Origin of the sequence: Aminobacter sp. MDW-2, assembly GCF_014250155.1 — a bacterium.
Taxonomy (GTDB): domain Bacteria; phylum Pseudomonadota; class Alphaproteobacteria; order Rhizobiales; family Rhizobiaceae; genus Aminobacter; species Aminobacter ciceronei.
This window is the reverse complement of the sequence record NZ_CP060197.1, coordinates 3728107-3750063: the sequence shown is the minus strand read 5'-3', so window position 1 is coordinate 3750063 and position 21957 is coordinate 3728107. Positions and strand designations below refer to the sequence as shown.

Annotated in this window: 16 protein-coding genes and 3 tRNA genes; 2 read left to right on the top strand and 17 right to left on the bottom strand. The window is 61.3% G+C overall.

The genetic code is table 11. The features are described from left to right. Positions 1-406: 406 nt before the first annotated feature. A complete protein-coding gene (locus tag H5P29_RS18530) occupies positions 407-688 on the top strand; it encodes a transcriptional regulator (RefSeq protein ID WP_115732109.1) in 282 nt (93 codons plus the stop codon). Positions 689-713: 25 nt separating this feature from the next. Here the strand turns inward: H5P29_RS18530 and H5P29_RS18525 are convergent, their stop codons facing one another. The 17 genes from H5P29_RS18525 to H5P29_RS18445 form a co-directional block, all read right to left on the bottom strand. Then, on the bottom strand, positions 714-2129 hold the full coding sequence (locus H5P29_RS18525; RefSeq protein ID WP_154384196.1) for an APC family permease: 1416 nt from the start codon (positions 2127-2129) through the stop codon (positions 714-716). A 199-nt stretch (positions 2130-2328) separates the two neighbouring features. Further along, entirely contained in the window at positions 2329-3423 is a 1095-nt protein-coding gene (locus H5P29_RS18520) for an esterase-like activity of phytase family protein (RefSeq protein WP_246670691.1), read from the bottom strand. A gap of 135 nt (positions 3424-3558) precedes the next feature. Then, on the bottom strand, positions 3559-7755 hold the full coding sequence (gene rpoC, locus H5P29_RS18515) for a DNA-directed RNA polymerase subunit beta' (protein WP_067966519.1): 4197 nt from the start codon (positions 7753-7755) through the stop codon (positions 3559-3561). Positions 7756-7933: 178 nt separating this feature from the next. Then, positions 7934-12067 (bottom strand): DNA-directed RNA polymerase subunit beta, encoded by a 4134-nt coding sequence (rpoB, locus tag H5P29_RS18510; protein ID WP_067961871.1) that lies wholly within the window; start codon positions 12065-12067, stop codon positions 7934-7936. Positions 12068-12269: 202 nt separating this feature from the next. Next, entirely contained in the window at positions 12270-12644 is a 375-nt protein-coding gene (gene rplL / locus H5P29_RS18505) for a 50S ribosomal protein L7/L12 (RefSeq protein ID WP_067961869.1), read from the bottom strand. A 54-nt stretch (positions 12645-12698) separates the two neighbouring features. Next, positions 12699-13217 (bottom strand): 50S ribosomal protein L10, encoded by a 519-nt coding sequence (gene rplJ / locus H5P29_RS18500; protein ID WP_067961867.1) that lies wholly within the window; start codon positions 13215-13217, stop codon positions 12699-12701. 388 nt (positions 13218-13605) lie between these two features. Then, on the bottom strand, positions 13606-14304 hold the full coding sequence (rplA, locus tag H5P29_RS18495) for a 50S ribosomal protein L1 (RefSeq protein WP_067961865.1): 699 nt from the start codon (positions 14302-14304) through the stop codon (positions 13606-13608). A gap of 4 nt (positions 14305-14308) precedes the next feature. Then, positions 14309-14737, bottom strand: coding sequence for a 50S ribosomal protein L11 (rplK, locus tag H5P29_RS18490; RefSeq protein WP_067961864.1), 429 nt, complete (start codon positions 14735-14737; stop codon positions 14309-14311). Between the two features lie 155 nt (positions 14738-14892). Further along, complete coding sequence (gene nusG / locus H5P29_RS18485) at positions 14893-15420, bottom strand: transcription termination/antitermination protein NusG (RefSeq protein WP_067961861.1); 528 nt, start codon at positions 15418-15420, stop codon at positions 14893-14895. Between the two features lie 26 nt (positions 15421-15446). Beyond that, a complete protein-coding gene (gene secE, locus H5P29_RS18480; protein WP_067966516.1) occupies positions 15447-15647 on the bottom strand; it encodes a preprotein translocase subunit SecE in 201 nt (66 codons plus the stop codon). Positions 15648-15950: 303 nt separating this feature from the next. Further along, positions 15951-16026, bottom strand: a tRNA-Trp gene (locus H5P29_RS18475). Between the two features lie 193 nt (positions 16027-16219). After that, positions 16220-16726, bottom strand: coding sequence for a metal-dependent hydrolase (locus H5P29_RS18470; RefSeq protein ID WP_154384194.1), 507 nt, complete (start codon positions 16724-16726; stop codon positions 16220-16222). 87 nt (positions 16727-16813) lie between these two features. Further along, a complete protein-coding gene (locus H5P29_RS18465; protein WP_154384193.1) occupies positions 16814-17293 on the bottom strand; it encodes a group II truncated hemoglobin in 480 nt (159 codons plus the stop codon). A 168-nt stretch (positions 17294-17461) separates the two neighbouring features. Continuing rightward, positions 17462-19060, bottom strand: a complete 1599-nt coding sequence (locus tag H5P29_RS18460) for a hypothetical protein (RefSeq protein WP_185910128.1) — start codon at positions 19058-19060, stop codon at positions 17462-17464. Positions 19061-19185: 125 nt separating this feature from the next. Beyond that, positions 19186-20361 carry an elongation factor Tu gene (gene tuf / locus H5P29_RS18455; RefSeq protein ID WP_154384191.1) on the bottom strand — a complete coding sequence of 392 codons (1176 nt, stop codon included), beginning with the start codon at positions 20359-20361 and terminating at the stop codon, positions 19186-19188. A 195-nt stretch (positions 20362-20556) separates the two neighbouring features. Further along, a tRNA-Gly gene (locus tag H5P29_RS18450) sits at positions 20557-20630 on the bottom strand. 119 nt (positions 20631-20749) lie between these two features. After that, positions 20750-20834, bottom strand: a tRNA-Tyr gene (locus H5P29_RS18445). A 198-nt stretch (positions 20835-21032) separates the two neighbouring features. Between H5P29_RS18445 and H5P29_RS18440 the strand changes: the two genes are divergently transcribed. Further along, a complete protein-coding gene (locus H5P29_RS18440) occupies positions 21033-21881 on the top strand; it encodes an RNA methyltransferase (protein WP_154384190.1) in 849 nt (282 codons plus the stop codon). Positions 21882-21957 lie beyond the last annotated feature (76 nt).

Below are 21957 nucleotides of genomic sequence, written 5' to 3'. Positions count from 1 at the left end.
CGCGAATTCGGGCCACAAACCGCGATCTGCGGTCTTGCCCGAACAAAGGCAGAGGAAGCGAATCCGCTTCATGCACGCCGGAAATGTCTTCTCGCTCGTAAAAAACGAACCCTGTTTGAGGTGAACTCCAAAGCACGTCGCTTCGGAAAAGCCAACCTCACATCGGCTCAGACGACGCGGTATCTACTCGCATGACCGCGAACCGTCAAGCCCATCCCCCCAAAAACCTTAACGAAACCGGGGCTTCGGGCGGGTTGGCGGGCTTGCGGCAACTATATTGCGCTGCAACATGGGCTGTAAGTCAGTTTATAAGGCTGTTTGTCCTGTCTTGCACCCCGCCTTCGTGCGAAAATCGGGGAAACCGGGGCGAATCCCCCGCAAACGAATCCAGATCCAGGGAATCACCATGAACGACAACGACGAACGGCCCGTGACGATCATCACCGGTCGGGTCTGGCGCAAGAAGGGCGGCAAGCCCGAAGGCGTCCACATCATGCTGGTGGCGCCCGACGACGACAGCGCCGTGCGCTCGGCGCTGGACGCGCTGGCAAAGGAGGGTTACGCCGAAGCAGAACTCGATCAGATCGGCGACATGCAGGGCGAACCTGACGACGAGCCGCACATCTCCGCCTATCAGGGGGCCCTCGAAGGCGAAGTCTCGATCGTCACCTTCAACGAGCCGTTCTGAGTCAGCGCATGTATATATAGAGAGGTCAGTTGACTGGCCCTGCCCCGCCGATGTCGGCCATTTCAGGTTCGGCAGGCTTTTGGCCAGTGGCGCGATTGACCAGCACGGTGACGAACCACAACACGACACCAATGCCGATCAGGATACCGGCGATCTTGTATTGAACAGGGTCGCGCCCAGTCCAGGGGCCGGCGAAGAAAGCGCAAGCCACGGCTCCCAGGATCGGCAACAGCGTCGGGGTGCGGAAGTGATCATGCCCAACCCTGTCCTTGCGCAGCACCAGCACCGCGATGTTGACCACCGTGAAGACGCATAGCAGCAGCAGTGCGGTTGTTCCGCCCAGCGCCGGCACCTCGCCGACGAATGTGATCAGCGCGAAAGCGAGCAAGGTGGTGAAGCCGATCGCGATGTAGGGCGTGCGACGCGAGGCGTGAACCTTGCCTAGCACTTTCGGCAAGACGTGTTCGCGGCTCATGCCATAGACCAGACGGCTCGCCATCAGCATGTTGATCAAGGCGCTGTTGGCGACGGCAAACATGGTGATGAAGCCGAAGATCTCAACCGGGAAGTTCGGCGCGCCGGCCTGGACGACCTTGAGCAGCGGCGTCTCGCCCTCGCCCAGTTGTTCCGGCGGCACGAGCGTGATCGCCGAGATCGACACGAGCACGTAGATCACGCCGGTGATCAGCAAACCGGTCAGCAGCACCTTCGGGAAGATGCGCGTCGGATCCTTGCACTCCTCGGCCATGTTGACCGAGTCCTCGAAGCCGACCATGGCGAAGAAAGCGAGCGTCGTCGCCGCGATCACCGACCAGAAGGCGCTGCGGTCGGGCGCCGAGTGGAACTGAGTGATACGGGAGACGTCGCCCTCACCGGCGCCGATCGCCCAGAGGCCGATGACGATGATGATCATCAGGCCGGTGAACTCGACGCAGGTCAGCACGACATTGGCTTTGACACTTTCGCCGACGCCGCGGAAATTCACGGCTGCGACGATCGCCATGAATGCCAGACCGATGAGCGTGATGCCATAGGTGCCGGACAGGCCGAGATCGAAAGCCCCAGACATGTTGGCAGCGAAGGCGCGCGAGGCCGTCGACGCCGAGGTGATGCCCGAGCACATGACGGCGAAAGCGACGATGAAGGTGATGAAATGGATGCCGAATGCCTTGTGGGCGTAGAGAGCGGCACCGGCCGCCTTCGGGTATTTTGTGACCAGTTCGAGATAGCTGAAGGCAGTGATGACCGCGACGACGAAGGCAATCAGGAACGGCAGCCAGACCACGCCGCCAACCTGCTTGGCCACCTGCCCGGTCAGCGCATAGATGCCGGTGCCCAATATGTCGCCGACGATGAACAGCAACAGAAGCCACGGGCCCATGACGCGATGGAGGCTCGGCTCGACCGCCTGTCCTTTCGCATTGGAGGGGACATCGGTCATCGGGCACTCCTTTCAGGGCTGATGCACTTCAAGGAGGAGGCTATTTTCGCAACCTCGGGATGTCAAACGCCGCCAATACGTTAGAACAGACGCAGATGCGGCTGAAAGCTCGTCAACCGGTGCCATCCATGCGAGATCTCGGGAAAAGCCGCCAGATTGCGCCGGCGGCCCTTTCACCGAAGGATCTGCAGCGCTCAGATCAGTTCGTCGCGGCATCCAGTTTGAGCACGACGAACTGGGTGAACTGCTCCGGGTTGAAGTTGCTGTCGGAGGCAATGACCAAAGTGCGCTGGCCGTCGATCTCCGGTCCCCATGTCACCGACTCGATATTGTCGATGTCGAGACCAAAGTCACCCTCACCCAGCTTAAGAACCTTGCGCTTGGGCATCGCGGTTGCCGCGACGCCCTTGATCGAGGCCGCCCCCTTCACGTCAGTCGCGCCGGAGAAACTCGCCAGGTAGAAATTGATCTCGCTGCCGATGCCGAGCGCGAAAGAGCGTTCGATCGCAAACAGTTGGTCCGGTCCGAAGAACATGAACTCGGAGAGACCGTTGTCGTTGTAGAACGGGTCCTGGGTCGCCTTGGTGAAGATCGGCCCGTTGTCATAGACATACTCGGCCGTGACTGCACCGCTGGCAATGTCGAAGCCGATGACGCGCGACGGGCTGCCGGCTTCCAGCGTCGCCTTCTCGCCGTCCTGTGCCAATGCGTTCTCGGTCCCCGCCCAAAGGGTCTTGCCGTCGGGCGAAATGGCAAGACTTTCGAAAGCCAGGTTGCCGCGAACACCCCGTGTCCTGTCGGCATCGGGCAGATAGGCTTCGGGAATGGCAAAGCTCCTGACATGGGTGCCGTCGGGTTTTGCCTCATAGATTGCGGGTCGGCCGGCGGCATCACCCTCGCTCGACCAGAAGAGACGGTTGGCCGCCGCATCAAAGCGGATCGCCTCGGGGTCGACGTCCTTCTTGGCGAAGGCAGCACCTTCGGCGTTGCGTAGCTCCGCGCTCGACACGATGTCGATGCCGTGAACGCCCTTGCCGTCGATGGCAAGCTTCAGCGTGTAGAGCCGCGCCGGCGCGCGCTCAGAGCGGTCGTCAGAAATGGCGTAGAACAGCCCGCTCGCAGCGTCGTAGTCGAGACCGGAAATCCCGCCGAACTCGGCGCCCGCGATCTTCAGTCCGGTCGGCAGCACGACCTGGCCGAGCAACGATGCCTTGAATGGCGTGGCCTCCTCGGCCTGGGCTGGCAAGGCAGCCGACGCCAACAGGGCAGCGAGGGTGGAAAAGACGGTTTTCATGATGACGGCCACCTGGCATGTGCGTTGAAGCAGCATGATTAGCGGCGGCATTTGACAGCGGCATGAAGCCCTGTTGTCACCGAAATGAAAAAAGGGGGCCGAGGCCCCCTTTTCCAGTTCCTTGCGACGACACTCCTACTGAGCGGCGTTGACCATGTCGGTCAGGATCGGCTCGGCCACTTCCGCACCCGAGAGCTTGCGGCGCTCGTCGAGGATCAGCTCGTCGCGCGAGGTGGCGATGCGCCGGATCTGGCTCATCATGCCGCCCGTGCCGGCCGGGATCAGGCGGCCGACGATGACGTTTTCCTTCAGGCCCTGCAGCATGTCGGTCTTGCCGGCGACAGCTGCTTCGGTGAGCACGCGGGTCGTTTCCTGGAAGGAAGCGGCCGAGATGAAGGACGGCGTCTGCAGCGATGCCTTGGTGATACCGAGCAGAACCGGCTGACCTTCGGCAGGCTTCTTGCCTTCCTCGATCAGGCGCTCGTTGATCTCGTCGAACTCGATGACATCGACGTGATCGCCCGGGATATAGATAGAGTCGCCCTGTGCGGTGATCTCGACCTTCTGCAGCATCTGCCGGACAATGACCTCGATGTGCTTGTCGTTGATCGACACGCCCTGCAGTCGGTAGACTTCCTGGATTTCATTGACGAGGTAGGAAGCGAGAGCTTCCACGCCCTTGATGGCCAGGATGTCGTGCGGCGCCGGGTTGCCGTCGAGGATGTAGTCGCCCTTTTCGATGGCGTCGCCGTCCTGGAGATGGAACGGCTTGCCCTTCGGGATCAGGTATTCGACCGGTTCAAGCGTCGAGTCATGCGGCTCGATGATGATGCGGCGCTTGTTCTTATAGTCGCGACCGAAGCGGACCGTACCATCGATCTCGGCGATGATGGCGTGATCCTTTGGACGACGGGCTTCGAAGAGCTCGGCAACACGCGGCAGACCGCCGGTGATGTCCTTGGTCTTCGCGCTTTCCATCGGGATACGCGCCAGAACGTCGCCAGGGCGAACCTGGGCACCCGGCTCGACCGAGAGAATGGCCTCGACCGAGAGCAGGAAGCGGGCATCGCCGCCCTTCGACAGCTTGCCAACCTTGCCCTTGGAGTCCTGAACCACGATCGCCGGCTTCAGGTCGTTGCCGCGCGGGGTCGAACGCCAGTCGATGACCTCACGCTTGGTGATGCCGGTCGACTCGTCGGCCGTTTCCTGGACGGAAATGCCGTCGACCAGATCCTCGAACGCCACACGGCCTTCGATTTCGGTGAGGATCGGACGGGTGTAGGGATCCCACTCGGCGATACGCTGGCCGCGCTTCACCTTGTCGCCATCGTCCACGAAGATACGCGAACCATAAGTGACGCGGTGGGTCGCACGCTCCTTGCCGGTCTCGTCGAGGATCAGGATCGCCATGTTGCGGCCCATCACGACGAGGTTGCCGTCGGAGTTGCGAACCACGTTGCGGTTGCGGATCTCGACCTTGCCCTCATACGAGGCTTCAAGGAACGAGCTGTCCACCACCTGCGCGGTACCGCCCATGTGGAAGGTACGCATGGTGAGCTGCGTGCCCGGCTCGCCGATCGACTGAGCGGCGATGACACCGACAGCTTCGCCCTGGTTGACAGGGGTACCGCGTGCCAGGTCGCGACCGTAGCAGACCGCGCAGACACCGACCTTGACTTCGCAGGTCAGGGCCGAACGGATACGAACCGACTGGACGCCAGCCTTCTCGATGACCTCGATGTCACGCTCGTCCATGAGCGTGCCGCCCTTGACCAGCAGATCGCCAGTGACCGGGTGGTTGATGTCGTCGAGCGCGGTGCGGCCGAGAATGCGCAGGCCGAGCGAAGCGACAACCTGGCCGGCATCGACGATCGGCTGCATGGTGAGGCCCTTGTCGGTGCCGCAATCAACCGAGTTGACGATGCAGTCCTGCGCCACGTCGACGAGACGACGGGTCAGGTAGCCGGAGTTTGCCGTCTTCAGAGCGGTATCCGCGAGACCCTTGCGGGCGCCGTGGGTCGAGTTGAAGTACTCGAGAACCGTCAGACCTTCCTTGAAGTTGGAAATGATCGGCGTCTCGATGATTTCACCCGACGGCTTGGCCATCAGGCCGCGCATGCCGGCAAGCTGGCGCATCTGGGTGGGCGAACCACGCGCACCGGAGTGCGACATCATGTAGATCGAGTTCATCGGCTTCTGACGACCGCTGTCCTCGAACTCGACCGCCTTGATGCGGGCCATCATTTCGTCGGCGACCTTTTCCGAGCACTTGGCCCAGGCGTCGACGACCTTGTTGTACTTCTCGCCCTGGGTGATCAGGCCGTCATTGTACTGCTGCTCGTATTCCTTGGCCAAAGCCTCGGTGTCGGCGACCAGCTTCTCCTTGGTATCCGGGATCAGCATGTCGTCCTTGCCGAACGAAATGCCGGCGCGGCAGGCATGAGCGAAGCCGAGAGCCATGATGCGATCGCAGAAGATGACCGTCTCTTTCTGACCGCAGTGGCGGTAGACGGTGTCGATCATCTTGGAGATGTTCTTCTTGGTCATCTCCTGGTTCGCGGTGTCGTACGGCACGTTGACGTTCTTCGGCAGCAGTTCGCCGATGATCATGCGGCCAGGGGTCGTGTCGTGGATCTTGGACACGACATTGCCTTCGGCGTCGACCGTGCGGAAGCGACCCTTGATCTTGGCGTGCAGCGTGACAGCCTTGGTCTCAAGCGCGTGCTGGAGTTCGCCCATGTCGGCAAACACCATGCCCTCGCCCGGCTCGTTCTGGTTGACGATCGAGAGGTAGTAGAGACCGAGAACCATGTCCTGCGACGGCACGATGATCGGCGCGCCGGAAGCCGGGTGCAGGATGTTGTTGGTCGACATCATCAGCACGCGTGCTTCGAGCTGAGCCTCGAGCGACAGCGGAACGTGGACAGCCATCTGGTCGCCGTCGAAGTCGGCGTTGAAGGCCGTGCAGACGAGCGGGTGCAGCTGGATCGCCTTGCCTTCGATCAGCGTGGGTTCAAAGGCCTGGATGCCCAAGCGGTGCAGCGTCGGTGCGCGGTTGAGCAGAACCGGATGCTCGCGGATGACCTCGTCGAGGATATCCCAAACCTCAGGCTTTTCCTTCTCGACCAGCTTCTTGGCCTGCTTGACGGTCGAGGAGTAACCCTTGGCGTCGAGACGAGCGTAGATGAACGGCTTGAACAGCTCGAGCGCCATCTTCTTCGGCAGGCCGCACTGGTGCAGCTTGAGCTCCGGACCGGTCACGATGACCGAACGGCCGGAATAGTCGACGCGCTTGCCGAGCAGGTTCTGACGGAAGCGGCCCTGCTTGCCCTTGAGCATGTCGGACAGCGACTTCAGCGGACGCTTGTTGGCGCCGGTGATGACGCGGCCACGGCGGCCGTTGTCGAACAGAGCGTCGACGGCCTCCTGCAGCATGCGCTTCTCGTTGCGGATGATGATCCCCGGCGCACGGAGCTCGATCAGGCGCTTCAGGCGGTTGTTGCGGTTGATGACGCGGCGATAGAGATCGTTCAGGTCGGACGTCGCAAAGCGACCGCCGTCCAGCGGGACCAGCGGACGCAGGTCTGGCGGGATCACCGGCACGACCTTCATGATCATCCACTCGGGGCGGTTGCCCGACTCCATGAAGTTCTCAACCACCTTGAGGCGCTTGAGATACTTCTTCTGCTTCAGTTCCGACGTCGTCGTCGCAAGCTCGGAGCGCAGGTCGCCGGCGATCTTCTCGAGATCCATCGAGGCGAGCAGGTCGTGAATGGCTTCAGCGCCGATCATGGCGGTGAAGCTGTCCTCGCCATACTCGTCGACAGCGATCTGGTACTCTTCCTCGCCGAGGAGCTGGTGCTCCTTGAGTGCGGTAAGGCCCGGCTCGGTAACGATGTAGTTCTCGAAATACAGGACGCGCTCGATATCCTTGAGCGTCATGTCGAGCAGCGTGCCGATGCGGCTCGGCAGCGACTTCAGGAACCAGATGTGGGCGACGGGCGCTGCGAGCTCGATGTGGCCCATGCGCTCGCGGCGAACGCGCGACAGGGTGACTTCCACGCCGCACTTTTCGCAGATGACGCCCTTGTACTTCATGCGCTTGTACTTGCCGCACAGGCACTCGTAGTCCTTGATCGGGCCAAAGATGCGGGCGCAGAACAGCCCGTCACGCTCCGGTTTGAAGGTGCGGTAGTTGATCGTCTCCGGCTTTTTGATTTCGCCGAACGACCAGGACAGAATCTTCTCAGGGCTGGCGAGCGAAATCCGGATGGAATCGAACACCTGCGCAGGCGCCTGGGGGTTGAAGAGATTCATGACCTCTTGGTTCATGCCGTTCTCCTTTTCGGGGCCCACGAAAGCCCCTTTTCATCTTGTGCGGGCCAGAGCGCCCGCCAGCTTTCGGCCTTCGCCGAAGAATTCTCGTCGATGAACACGATCAGTACCCAACCATGGGGATCGCGTTCAGGCGGCTACGCCGCGGGCAAATCCCGCGGCGCGCCTTTGGTGCTTACTCGGCGGCGTTCGGCAGCCGATGGTTTTCGTCGACCTTGGTGTTCTCAAGCTCGACGTTGAGGCCCAGCGAACGCATTTCCTTGACAAGAACGTTGAAGCTCTCGGGGATGCCCGCTTCGAACGTGTCGTCGCCGCGCACGATCGCCTCGTAGACCTTGGTGCGGCCGGCCACGTCGTCCGACTTCACGGTCAGCATTTCCTGCAGCGTGTAGGCGGCGCCGTAAGCCTCGAGCGCCCAGACCTCCATTTCGCCGAAGCGCTGGCCACCGAACTGCGCCTTGCCGCCCAGCGGCTGCTGGGTCACGAGCGAGTACGGTCCGATCGAACGGGCGTGGATCTTGTCGTCGACCAGATGGTGAAGCTTGAGCATATAGATGTAGCCCATGGTCACCTTGCGGTCGAACGGCTCACCCGTACGGCCATCGTACAACTGCGACTGGCCAGAGGTGTGAAGACCCGCCTGCTCCAACATGATGTTGATGTCGGCTTCATGCGCGCCGTCGAACACCGGGGTCGCAATCGAGACGCCACGCTTCATCTGCTCGCTGAGGCGAACGATGCTTTCGTCGTCGTAATCGCGGACCGGCTCGTTGCGGTCGTTGGCCGGAATGAAGCTCTCAAGCGTCTCGCGCAGCGGCTTGATATCGCCACCAGACTTGTACGCCTCGATCAGCTCACCGATCTTCTTGCCCATGCCTGCGCATGCCCAGCCCAGATGCGTTTCCAGAATCTGGCCGACATTCATGCGCGAAGGCACGCCGAGCGGGTTGAGCACGATGTCCGCATGCGTGCCGTCTTCGAGGAACGGCATGTCCTCGACCGGAACGATACGCGACACGACACCCTTGTTGCCGTGACGGCCGGCCATCTTGTCGCCGGGCTGCATCTTGCGCTTCACCGCAACGAAGACCTTGACCATCTTCATGACGCCGGGCGGCATCTCGTCGCCGCGCTGCACCTTCTCGACCTTGTCCATGAAGCGCTGCTCGAGCTGCTTCTTGGAGTCGTCGTACTGGCCGCGCAGAGCTTCAAGCTCACCCTGCATCTTCTCGTCTTCGACGGCGAACTGCCACCACTGCGAACGCGGATAGTCGTCCAGCGTCTCCTTGGCGACGGTCGAGCCCTTCTTGAAGCCCTTCGGTCCGGCAATCGCGTCCTTGCCGATGAGCATGTCGCTCAGACGGCTGTAGACGTTGCGATCGAGGATCGCCTGCTCGTCGTCACGGTCCTTGGCGAGACGCTCGATTTCCTCGCGCTCGATTGCCATGGCGCGTTCGTCCTTCTCCACGCCGTGGCGGTTGAAGACGCGCACTTCGACGACGGTGCCGAAGGTTCCGGGCGGCATGCGCATGGAGGTGTCACGGACGTCGGACGCCTTTTCACCGAAGATGGCACGCAGAAGCTTCTCTTCCGGCGTCATCGGGCTTTCGCCCTTCGGTGTGATCTTGCCGACCAGGATGTCACCCGGTGCAACTTCCGCACCGATGTAGACGATACCGGCTTCGTCGAGGTTCTTCAGAGCCTCTTCCGAAACGTTCGGAATGTCGCGCGTGATCTCCTCTGGCCCGAGCTTGGTGTCGCGCGCCATGACCTCGAACTCCTCGATGTGGATCGAGGTGAAGACGTCGTCGGCCACGATGCGCTCGGAGAGCAGGATCGAGTCCTCGTAGTTGTAGCCGTTCCACGGCATGAACGCGACGAGCACGTTGCGGCCGAGAGCCAGATCGCCGAGCTCGGTCGACGGACCGTCAGCGATGATGTCGCCCTTGTTGACCCGGTCACCCATGCGCACCAGCGGGCGCTGGTTGATGCAGGTGTTCTGGTTCGAACGCTGGAACTTCATCAGACGGTAGATGTCGACGCCGGATTTACCCGGATCGAGGTCTTCGGTCGCACGGATAACGATACGGGTCGCGTCGACCTGGTCGACGATACCGCCGCGGCGAGCGCCGATGGCAGCGCCAGAGTCACGGGCAACGATCGGCTCCATGCCGGTACCGACGAACGGAGCCTCGGCGCGCACCAGCGGCACGGCCTGACGCTGCATGTTCGAGCCCATCAGAGCGCGGTTGGCGTCGTCGTTTTCCAGGAACGGGATCAGCGCAGCTGCGACCGACACCATCTGCTTCGGCGAAACGTCCATAAGGTCGACGTTTTCGCGCGGCGCCATCATCACTTCGCCAGCGTTGCGGCAAATGACGAACTCGTCGACGAAGTGGCCGTCCTTGTCGAGCGCGGCGTTGGCCTGGGCAACGAAGTGCTTGGCCTCTTCCATCGCCGAGAGATAGACAACCTCATTGGTCAGCGTGCCGTCGACGATCTTGCGGTACGGGCTCTCGATGAAGCCGTACTTGTTGACGCGTGCGAAGGTAGCCAGCGAGTTGATCAGACCGATATTCGGGCCTTCCGGCGTCTCAATCGGGCAGATACGGCCGTAATGCGTCGGGTGCACGTCGCGGACTTCGAAGCCAGCGCGCTCGCGGGTCAGACCACCAGGTCCAAGCGCCGAAAGACGACGCTTGTGGGTGATCTCCGACAGCGGGTTGGTCTGATCCATGAACTGTGACAGCTGCGAAGAACCGAAGAACTCGCGCACGGCGGCGGCCGCCGGCTTCGCGTTGATCAGGTCCTGCGGCATGACCGTGTCGATCTCGATCGAGGACATGCGTTCCTTGATCGCGCGCTCCATGCGAAGCAGACCGACGCGGTACTGATTTTCCATCAGCTCGCCGACCGAACGGACACGGCGGTTGCCGAGGTTGTCGATGTCGTCGATTTCGCCCTTGCCGTCGCGCAGTTCGACAAGCGTCTTGACCACGGCAAGGATGTCATCCTTGCGCAGGACACGGACGGTGTCTTCAGCGTCAAGCTCGAGGCGCATGTTCATCTTGACGCGGCCGACTGCCGACAGGTCGTAGCGCTCGCTGTCGAAGAACAGCGAGTTGAACATGGCTTCAGCGGTTTCGAGCGTGGGCGGCTCACCCGGGCGCATGACGCGGTAGATGTCGAACAGAGCATCCTGGCGGCTCTCGTTCTTGTCGACGGTCAGCGTGTTGCGGATATAGCCACCGACGTTGATGTGGTCGATGTCGAGGATGTTGATCTCTTCCTCGCCAGCCGCCAGCAGCGTCTTCAGCGTCTTTTCGTCGATCTCGTCGCCGGCTTCGAGGAAGATTTCGCCGGTGGCGTAGTTGACGATGTCCTCGGCGAGATAGCTGCCGAAGAGGTCATCTTCGGTCGCCTTGATCGCCTTGAGGCCCTTCTCGGCGAGCTGCTTGGCCTGACGCGCGGTGATCTTCTTGCCGGCTTCGACAACGATCTCGCCGGTGTCGGCGTCAACCAGGTCGCCAACGGCCTTGAGGCCGCGGAAACGCTCGACCGAGAACGGAATGCGCCAGTGGTCGCCCGACTTCTTGTAGGTGATCTTGTTGTAGAAGGTCGACAGGATCTCTTCGCCGTCCATGCCGAGCGCCATCAGCAGCGACGTCACCGGAATCTTGCGGCGACGGTCGATGCGGGCATGGACGATGTCCTTGCTGTCGAACTCGATGTCGAGCCACGAGCCACGGTAAGGGATGACACGCGCGGCAAACAAAAGCTTGCCCGACGAGTGCGACTTGCCCTTGTCGTGATCGAAAAACACGCCCGGCGAACGGTGCATCTGCGAGACGATGACGCGCTCGGTGCCGTTGACGATGAAGGTGCCGTTGGACGTCATGAGCGGCATGTCGCCCATATAGACGTCCTGCTCCTTGATGTCCTTGATCGACTTCGCGCCGGTGTCCTCGTCAATATCGAACACGATAAGGCGCAGCGTCACCTTGAGCGGCGCAGCGAATGTCAGATCGCGCTGACGGCACTCGTCGACGTCGAACTTGGGCGCTTCGAACTCGTACTTGACGAATTCAAGCATCGACGCGCCGGAAAAATCAGAAATAGGGAAGACCGACTTGAAAACGGCCTGCAGTCCCTCGTCCGGACGGCCACCCTTGGGCTCGTCCACCATGAGGAACTGATCGTATGATGCCTTCTGAACCTCGATAAGGTTCGGCATCTCCGCAACTTCCGGGATCTTTCCGAAGAATTTGCGTACGCGTCTGCGGCCATTGAAAGTCTGGACCTGGGCCATCGTCGCTCCTTGCTGCCTCTTGGGGTGAGCGTCGCTAATGCTCACCTTGCATGCGCGCCGCCTCAGCGGCGGCCTATCCAAAACGGGCGAAAACCCGTTTCCTGAAAGCCGCATTGCGGCCCTCAGGAAATAGGTTCCCCTCAATCCCCCGGGTCACGGGAGCCGGTGGGCGGCAACTGTGCCGCCCACCGAAACCGTGAGCTTACTTGAGCTCGATCTTGGCGCCAGCTGCTTCCAGCTGAGCCTTGAGCTTCTCGGCGTCGGCCTTCGAAACGCCTTCCTTGACGGGCTTCGGAGCGCCTTCGACGAGGTCCTTGGCTTCCTTGAGGCCCAGGCCGGTGATGGCGCGGACTTCCTTGATGACTTCGATCTTCTTGTCGCCGGCAGCTGCCAGGATGACATCGAACTCGGTCTTCTCTTCGACCGGTGCAGCAGCAGCGCCGCCGCCAGCAGCAGCAACAGCCACGGGAGCTGCAGCCGAAACGCCCCACTTCTCTTCGAGGAGCTTCGACAGCTCAGCCGCCTCGAGGACGGTCAGGGCCGACAGGTCGTCAACGATCTTTGCGAGATCAGCCATTTTTCTATTCCTTCAATCAGTTCGAACGTGAGTTGATGATAGCGAGGAACGGCCTCATGCCGCCTCGTCCTTCCGGGCATAAGCGCCAATGACGCGCGCGACCGAAGCCGCCGGCGCATTGACGATCTGGGCGATCCGGGTAGCCGGGGTGGCGATCATGCCAACCAGCTTTGCACGCAGCTCGTCGAGCGACGGGAGCGAGGCGAGAGCCTTCACACCATCGGCGTTGAGCAAGGTCGTGCCCATCGAACCACCAAGGATGACAAGCTTGTCATTGGTCTTGGCGAATTCGGACGCGACCTTCGGCGCTGCAATCGGATCTTCCGAATAAGCGACCAGCGTCTGTCCCTTGAACAGATCGATGATGTTTTCGGATTCCGTGCCCTGAAGAGCGATTTTGGCGAGACGGTTCTTCGCGACTTTGACGGTGCCGCCGGCCTGACGCATCTTCACGCGAAGATCGTTCATTTGCGCGACGGTGATACCGGCATAGTGGGCCACGACCACTGAACCTGCGTTCGAGAACGCGTCATTCAGGCCCGTGACGAGTTCGCGTTTTTCCGCTCTGTCCACTGCCTATCTCCAGTTGACCGCCTCCCATTTGCGGGGTGAGCGGTCGGGTTGCCTTTTGCCGGGCGGCCAATCCAGAAATTCCAGATCACCCGAACGGCGCTCGAGGATCCTGCCCCCTTTCGCCACACCTGACGGGCTTGCGGCCCGGCGCGATGCGCAGACAAAAGGCAAACACGGTTCGAACCTTTCATTGGAGCAGAGGCTCCGTTGTCTGGTCTTCACCCGTCTCATGCAGGCCCATTCGAATTAAGGACCAAGGGTCGCCTGGACCGCCTGCAATCTCGGACAGGATTTTCGAAAGCTGTTGCCAGCTTCCGAAAATCCGGGCCCGGAGGCCCGGAATACTATTCAGGATCCAGCCGTTGCCGGCTGACCCCGCTTCAAATCATCAGGACGCTGCGAGCGTGCCGAGGTCGACCTTGAGGCCTGGTCCCATCGTCGAGGTGACGGAGACCTTCTTGACGTAGACGCCCTTGGCGCCTGCCGGCTTGGCCTTGTTGACCGCGTCAGCGAAAGCGCGGACGTTTTCTTCCAGCGCCTTGACGTCGAACGAGACCTTGCCGACGCCAGCGTGGATGATGCCGGCCTTCTCGACGCGGAACTCGACGGCGCCGCCCTTCGAAGCCTTGACGGCTGCTGCGACGTCGGTGGTGACGGTGCCGACCTTCGGGTTGGGCATCATGCCGCGCGGGCCGAGCACCTTACCGAGACGGCCGACCAGCGGCATCATGTCGGGGGTGGCAATGCAGCGGTCGAAGTCGATCTGGCCCTTCTGGACGATATCGACGAGATCTTCCGCACCAACGACGTCGGCGCCGGCGGCGCGGGCTTCGTCAGCCTTGGCATCACGTGCGAACACGGCGACGCGGACGGTACGGCCCGTGCCGTTCGGCAGGTTGACCACGCCGCGGACCATCTGGTCAGCGTGGCGCGGGTCGACGCCGAGGTTCATGGCGACTTCGATGGTCTCGTCGAACTTGACCGACGAGCGAGCCTTCAAAAGCTCGATGGCTTCACCAAGGCCATAAGCCTTGTTCACATCGATGCCTTCGCGGGACTTGGAAACGCGCTTTGCAATCTTAGCCATGATCTCAGCCCACCACTTCCAGGCCCATGGAACGAGCCGAGCCTTCAACCATCTTGATGGCGGCTTCGATGTCGTTCGCGTTCAGATCCTTCATCTTGGTCTCAGCGATCTCACGCACCTTGGCGCTGCTGATCTCACCAGCCTTGACCTTGCCCGGCTCCTTCGAGCCCGACTTCAGGTTGGCAGCCTTCTTCAGGAAGTAGGACACCGGCGGCGTCTTCATGACGAAGGTGAACGACTTGTCCTGGTAATAGGTGATCACGACCGGGATCGGCGATCCCTTCTCGAGCTCCTGCGTCTGCGCGTTGAACGCCTTGCAGAACTCCATGATGTTGATGCCACGCTGACCAAGCGCCGGACCGATCGGGGGCGACGGCGTCGCCGAACCCGCGGAAACCTGGAGCTTGAGCTGGCCCGCTATTTTCTTAGCCATCTCTTTCCTGCTTTCGTCTTATGCCGGATGACCCGGCGGTTGCAGTTCGGTGGTGCGAAAAAGACAACCGGCTAAGCTGCCTCATCTCCCACCATGCTTGCGCCAGGCCTGCGCCCGACACTGCCTTCCACCGAAACCGGTGACAGGCGCTTCGATCAGCCCTTTTCGACCTGACCGAATTCGAGATCGACAGGCACGGCGCGCCCGAAGATCGAAACTTCCACCTTTAGGCGCGCGCGCTCCTCGTCCACTTCCTGGACGAAACCGTTGAACGACGCGAACGGACCGTCGGAAACGCGAACCGCTTCGCCGATCTCGAAGGTGACCGACGGCTTCGGGCGCTCGACGCCTTCCTGAACCTGGTTCAGGATGCGCTGGGCCTCGGATTCCGTGATCGGCACGGGCTTCGAATCGCCAAGGAAACCAGTGACCTTCGGCGTGTTCTTAACGAGCGAGAACACGGCATCGGTCAGATGGGCCTTCAAAAGCACATAGCCGGGGAAGAACTTGCGTTCGGCATCAACCTTGCGGCCGCGGCGAACCTCAACAACCTTCTCGGTCGGAACGACGATCTGCTCGATCTGCTCGCTCAGGCCCTTCTGCTTGGCCTTGTGCTCGATGTCCTCGGCGACCTTCTTTTCGAAGTTCGAATAGGCGTGGACGATGTACCAGCGCGCAGTCATCTCAGGAATTCTCCGTATTCGCGACCTTAACGGCCCATGCCCAAGATCTGCTCGACGGCGAATGCCATCAGCTGGTCAGCGGCAAAAAAGAAAATCATCGCAATAATTGCAAAGCCGAGAACCATGACCGTGGAAATCATCGTCTCGCGCCGCGATGGCCACGTCACCTTCGCCGTTTCCGACCTTACCTGCTGCAGAAAGGTGAAGGGGTTCGTGGTTTTCGCCATGTGCCGCTCTGCTCTCAACGTCCGTTGACCGGACTTCTGGATGATCCCGTGACCGGGAGATGCCATCACATGGCCGATATCCACGCCGAATCAGCGCAACATTTCGCCCATGCAATTCGGACGCGTAAAGCCGGATCCCCAGCTCCACGCGCCGCGTGTCTGTTTCGCTTACATAAAACCGATTCTCTCTCCACGCAAGTGGCAGGAACAAGCTTTACGTTTGTACGCCGCGTCGGAACCATCCAGTCGTTCCGTTCCGGCTGTTGCAGTCCTTATGCCTGAATTAGCGAAGTCTGGCAAGACTGGCACGGGCAGCAGGGCTCGAACCTACGACCTGCGGTTTTGGAGACCGCCGCTCTACCAACTGAGCTATGCCCGTGCATCTCGCCGCGCATCATCTGCGCAGCACGGGCTTCCTAAGGATTTCCACCGCATCTGTAAAGAGCGCAATGCGTGATGTCGCAAACATTCACAGGCGGAATTTTGTCAGCCGCTGGGTAGACACTCTCTCCTCCCCGACGACCGGCCATTGGCGACTGCTGCGAACGAAACGATCGGCACCGTAGAAGGCGTCAAGCGCGGCTTTCGTGGAGTTTGCGCTGCCTCGACTGCTTGATGCCCAGGAATCCCTCCCAAGCACAGATGGTGATCTCGAGGGCAAAAGTCCAATGCAGGACAAAGCTCAGTACCCAGTGCGAGTATCTGGCCGGAATGGTGACGAGCTCGACCGCAACATCGCTGAACGGCATCAGCCAGTGCATCGGAGCCGCGATCGAATCGAGCACCATGTGGAACATGACCGCGATGAAGAAGACTACGGCCGCGGATACGAACCGTGGCCACAGCCACCTGACCAGCGGCAACACGACACTTCCGAGCGCGAGCCAGAAGAGCGGCCAGTGCGTGAAATAGCCATGGTGATGCGTCTGCTGGCCGTCGACCAGATAGAAATAGAACATGTCGAGATCGGGCGCGACGCTGCCAAGAAGCGCGGCCGGCATGATCGCGCGGGCATTGCCGGTCCAATGCCGAGCCAGCGTCCCCAAGATGAAACCGGCCGGCAGATGCGCGATCAGCATGAAATTCGTTCCCCGCTCCGCCGACAGGTCTCGCGAGATTGCGGCGGTCTTGGGGCCGGGCATGGCCCGGGAGACCCGAGATTCAGGTCACGATTTGGCTGGCGGCACGTAAGGACCGCCTGGAACGCCCCAGCCCCAACGCGGCATCGGCTCGTGCAGTGCGGGAGCGGCACCGTCCTGCGAATTCAGCTTGGCCAGCCGCGTGCCCCATTCGATATAGGCGACGAGTGCCGAACGAAACTCGGGATCGTCGGGCAGTTCCGCCTCGTCGGCGGCGTCGAGTAGCAACGCAATCCACTGCCGCCGCTGTTCCTCGGTCAGGTGCCGGTTGAGATGATGGCTGATCATCGCGGCATGGCCGCCATGGGCCTCGCTGTAATCCTTCGGCCCACCGAAAACCTCACCGATGAAGGCAGCGACATGCGCAGGATGGTCGCCGGACATGTGCCGGAACACCGGTTCAAGCACCGGATCGGCAAGCACCTTGTCGTAGAACAGGCTAGTCAGCCGATTGAGCGCGGACGCCCCGCCAGCCCAGTCGAACAGTGTCGGCACGTCTTTTTGCATCGTCTTCCTCCATATGTGTGGAAGGGCATATGGGGAGCGGGACGGCGGGAAGGAAGTCCACGAAGAAAAGCACCTCCGTCTCCGCGAGAGACAGCCCAGGAGCGTTCCAGCCACTTCCAGCCATGGCAGCTTCGACAATCTGGCAGGCGCAGCTGCGCCACTTACCGACTAGTGCAGTGTCCGGCAGTTCACCGGCCGAGGTGAGGTTCGGCAAAGGCCGCTGTCTATCAGAAGTTGGACAGAACCCGACCTTGTCGTCAGGTAGCCCTCCCGGAGAAGCGCCAGCGCAACTTCATCCACCTTGCCAAAACGGGGTGCCGCGTCGCCTACCTTAGGTCCACCCCCCATCTGCACGAGGTAATGATTGCGTATTGGAGCGTCCAGTGCCGGACTGGGACCCCAGCCTACAGCAACTCCCTCGCCGATCAGCCGGGTCTTTCCTGCCGAGAGCACCAAAAGGCAACTTTCGCCACATTCCGCCCCACCCGATCCCGCTATGCCCAGATATGGCCGTCCGTCACCTTGCCAGCCGGTGCAGCCCCTGCCGTTCGGCTGACAGCCGGCGAAGAACGTGTGCCCAACTGCCACATCAAGGCCGTTTGCACGGACAACGCGCCCCATCAGCATCGCGGCAATCGGATCTCCTCCGGTTGAGGAAATTACCAATGGCAGCTTTATGTCACCTAGTTCCTTGAGCAGAGTTTCCAGCCGCTGCGGTGCACCTTCGTCGATCTCCCCTTCGGCGGAGATCCATTCCGGGCAGTCAGGTTCACAGGCCCCGACCGAACGAACGACTGCCAGCCACATGCCGCGATCTTTGAGCAAGCGAGGCTTGGGGTAGGAATTGAACGCAAGCTTTTGTCCTGGTGCCAGAATGCAGTTCGCTGCCGGGGTCGCGATCCTGCAGTTCTCGATGCTCACCAGCGCGTCAGTCGCATCCAAGCTGGTTATCAGGTTCATGTCGAGCATCTCGACGGGAGTGAGCTGGCGCATCTCGGCGGCAGGCGTGCTCTGTCCGATCTCGTACATGACCCGTTTGACCCCCATCTCCTTGAGATAGGCCAGCATCCTGGTGTTGAACGCCTTACCCATCTTGGTTGTGGTGTAGCTACCAACGGTCTTGCGGCGGACAACCTTGCGGCTGACGGTCTTCCTCTTGCCTTTCACGACCTTGTAGGTCTCGCGATAAGTAATCTTCTGCTGCGTAACATGGGACGTCACCTGATGTACGCCCATATAGGCCCACTGGCCGACATGTCGGCGCACGCCGCCAGCGAACATCATCGAACAGGCGGAGGCACAGTAGGCGCCTGCCGAGTACAGGGCGCCCTGATAGATGCCTTTCCGAGTTGAATCGAGCTTGCAGCCCTTCTGCTCGGGGGTGCATTCGACGAAACGCGTCAGCCCAACGCCGATGTCCAGCTTGCTGGCGCGCAGCATTCGGCCCAACTCCAAAGCTGCCTCGACCCGGCCGCCCGGCGAGGTCACGATCACCGGCAGCCGCTTGTCGCCGAGCTTCTTGAGAAAGGTCTTGAAGGCTGCAGGTGTCGCTGGGGTGATTGCGCCTTCGGCCGAAATCCATTCCGGGCAAAAGGGTTCACAGCCTGGCGAAGAACTGCGCACGACAACAAGCCGCATCGGCGGTCCATCGTCATCCGCCGGCTTACTCTTGGCTGCCTCGGCCGACGAGAGCGACAACAGGGCAATTGCGGCTATGACAAGTGGCAGGAAAACTCCCCGCCACACCGCGCGCTTTCCCTCCCCCATGGCAGATCCCCAACCGCCCCGTCTACCGAGATAGTAATGCGGGAACGGTGACGTGCAATGCGTCGCCACAAACAAAAAGGGCGACCCGAAGGCCGCCCTTTATGCATTCGACGAAAGGACGTCGATTATTCTTTGATCGAAGCGACGATGCCGGCGCCGACGGTGCGGCCACCTTCACGGATAGCGAAGCGGAGCTTCTCTTCCATGGCGATCGGAACGATCAGCTCGACGTCGACGGTGATGTTGTCGCCGGGCATGACCATCTCGGTGCCTTCCGGCAGCGACACGATGCCGGTCACGTCGGTCGTGCGGAAGTAGAACTGCGGACGGTAGTTGGTGAAGAACGGCGTGTGACGGCCACCCTCTTCCTTGGTCAGGATGTAGGCTTCAGCAACGAACTTCTTGTGCGGCTTCACCGAACCCGGCTTGCACAGCACCTGGCCGCGCTCGACGTCTTCACGACCAACGCCACGGATCAGCGCGCCGATGTTGTCGCCAGCCTGGCCCTGGTCGAGCAGCTTGCGGAACATTTCAACGCCGGTGACGGTGGTCTTACCGGTCGGACGGATGCCGACGATCTCGACTTCTTCGCCAACCTTGACGATGCCGCGCTCGACACGACCGGTGACCACGGTGCCGCGGCCCGAGATCGAGAACACGTCTTCGATCGGCATCAGGAACGGACGGTCGATCGGACGCTCCGGCGTCGGGATGTAGGCGTCGACGGCTTCCATCAGCGCGCGGATCGCGTCTTCACCGATCTTCTTGTCCGAATCGTTGAGCGCAGCAACAGCCGAACCCTTGATCATCGGAATGTCGTCGCCCGGATATTCGTACTTCGACAGCAGCTCGCGAACCTCGAGCTCGACCAGTTCGAGCAGCTCGGCATCGTCGACCAGGTCGACCTTGTTCAGGAACACCACCAGGGCGGGAACACCGACCTGACGGGCGAGCAGGATGTGCTCGCGGGTCTGCGGCATCGGGCCGTCGGCAGCCGACACGACCAGGATCGCGCCGTCCATCTGGGCAGCACCGGTGATCATGTTCTTGACGTAGTCGGCGTGGCCGGGGCAGTCGACGTGGGCGTAGTGGCGGTTCGGCGTCTCGTACTCGACGTGCGCCGTCGAGATCGTGATGCCGCGGGCCTTCTCTTCCGGCGCTGCGTCGATCTGATCGTAGGCCTTGAACTCGCCGAAATACTTCGTGATCGCCGCCGTCAGCGACGTCTTGCCGTGGTCAACGTGACCAATCGTGCCGATGTTCACGTGAGGCTTATTACGCTCGAATTTACCTTTTGCCATTGTCTCTTTCCTTGAGCATCGGGACCTTGGTTCCGGTCGGATGCGGGGCGATTACCGATAAAGGCCGAAAAAGACAAGCGCCTTTTGGCCAAACGACCACGTCGAGGCCAAAAGCTGGGCTGCTCTTTCAGTGCTGGACACACATATGGGGACAAGCGAATGCAAATAAAAGGCTTCTTGCCTCGGCGAAAAGACTGGAGCGGGTAGCGGGAATCGAACCCGCGTATTCAGCTTGGAAGGCTGCTGCTCTACCATTGAGCTATACCCGCGCCCCTGAGCGCCACGCGCCTGTTCAGGAGCGAAGCACGCCCTGGTATTCCTTGCCGCGTGCTCGCTTCGAAAGATCAAATCACCTTTCGAAGGCAACGTATGGCTTCCGGGCCGGCAGTGGTGGAGGAGGTTGGATTCGAACCAACGTAGACTGAGTCAACGGATTTACAGTCCGTCCCCTTTAACCACTCGGGCACTCCTCCAACTGCTTTGCCGGAGCCATGCTACGAGGCATTTCCGATCTCGGTTGGTGGCGAAGCGCCCTGCCCCGAAATCTGGGTGGGCTTATGGCGACAAGGTTTTGGCCTGTCAACCGGACATGGTGCGTTTTCACGCGGATTATTCAAAGCGCCGACTAACGGGCCGTATCCAAAGCCAGGCGTGGCGGCTATAGCAGGCGCATGAGCGATACGAAAAAGCCCGGAACACCCAAGGACAGCCACTACGCCAAGCTGCGTCGCACATTTCGCGACCAGAAAGCAGGCGGCGCGCCCGCCTTCAGGCCGAAGCGCCCGCTGCCTCCGGGCGAGAACGCGCCGGACGGCCTGGTGCGACTTTATGGCCTGCATACGGTGCGCGCGGCACTCGACAATCCGCGCCGCAAGATCAGGCGCATGCTGGTGACACGCAACGCCGCCGAACGGCTGGAAATTGCCGACATAGTCGCCCTGCCCTTTGCCGCAGAACTGGTCGAGCCGAAGGATATCGACAAGGTCACCGGCACCGACGCCGTCCACCAGGGCGTATTGATCGAAGCCGAGCCGCTGAAGGCCAAGGCGCTGTCGGCACTGGGCGATTCGCCGCTGATTCTGGTGCTCGACCAGGTGACCGACCCGCACAATGTCGGGGCAATCATTCGTTCGGCCGTGGCCTTCGGCGCTGGCGCGCTCATCACCACGCAGCGCCACAGTCCGCACGAAAGCGGCGTGCTGGCAAAATCGGCCTCTGGCGCGCTCGAGCACATCGACATGATCGAAGTGCGCAATCTCGCCGACGCGCTCGGCGTGCTGCACGAGGCCGGCTTCCAGACGATCGGACTTGATTCGGAAGGCCCCGCGGAACTTGAAAAGACATTTGCCGGTGACAAGGTCGCGCTGGTGCTCGGCGCCGAGGGCAAGGGCCTGCGCCAGAAGACCCGCGAAACCGTAACCGCACTGGCCCGCCTCGACATGCCGGGCGCGATCCATTCGCTCAACGTGTCGAATGCGGCGGCTGTATCGCTTTACGCGGCAAGGAAGTTCCTGCGCTGACCTCGCCTGAAACGAGGTAACGGCTCAGCTACGCCGTACGTTTTGCAGCCCCTTGACCTTCCACTTGGCGGAAGCC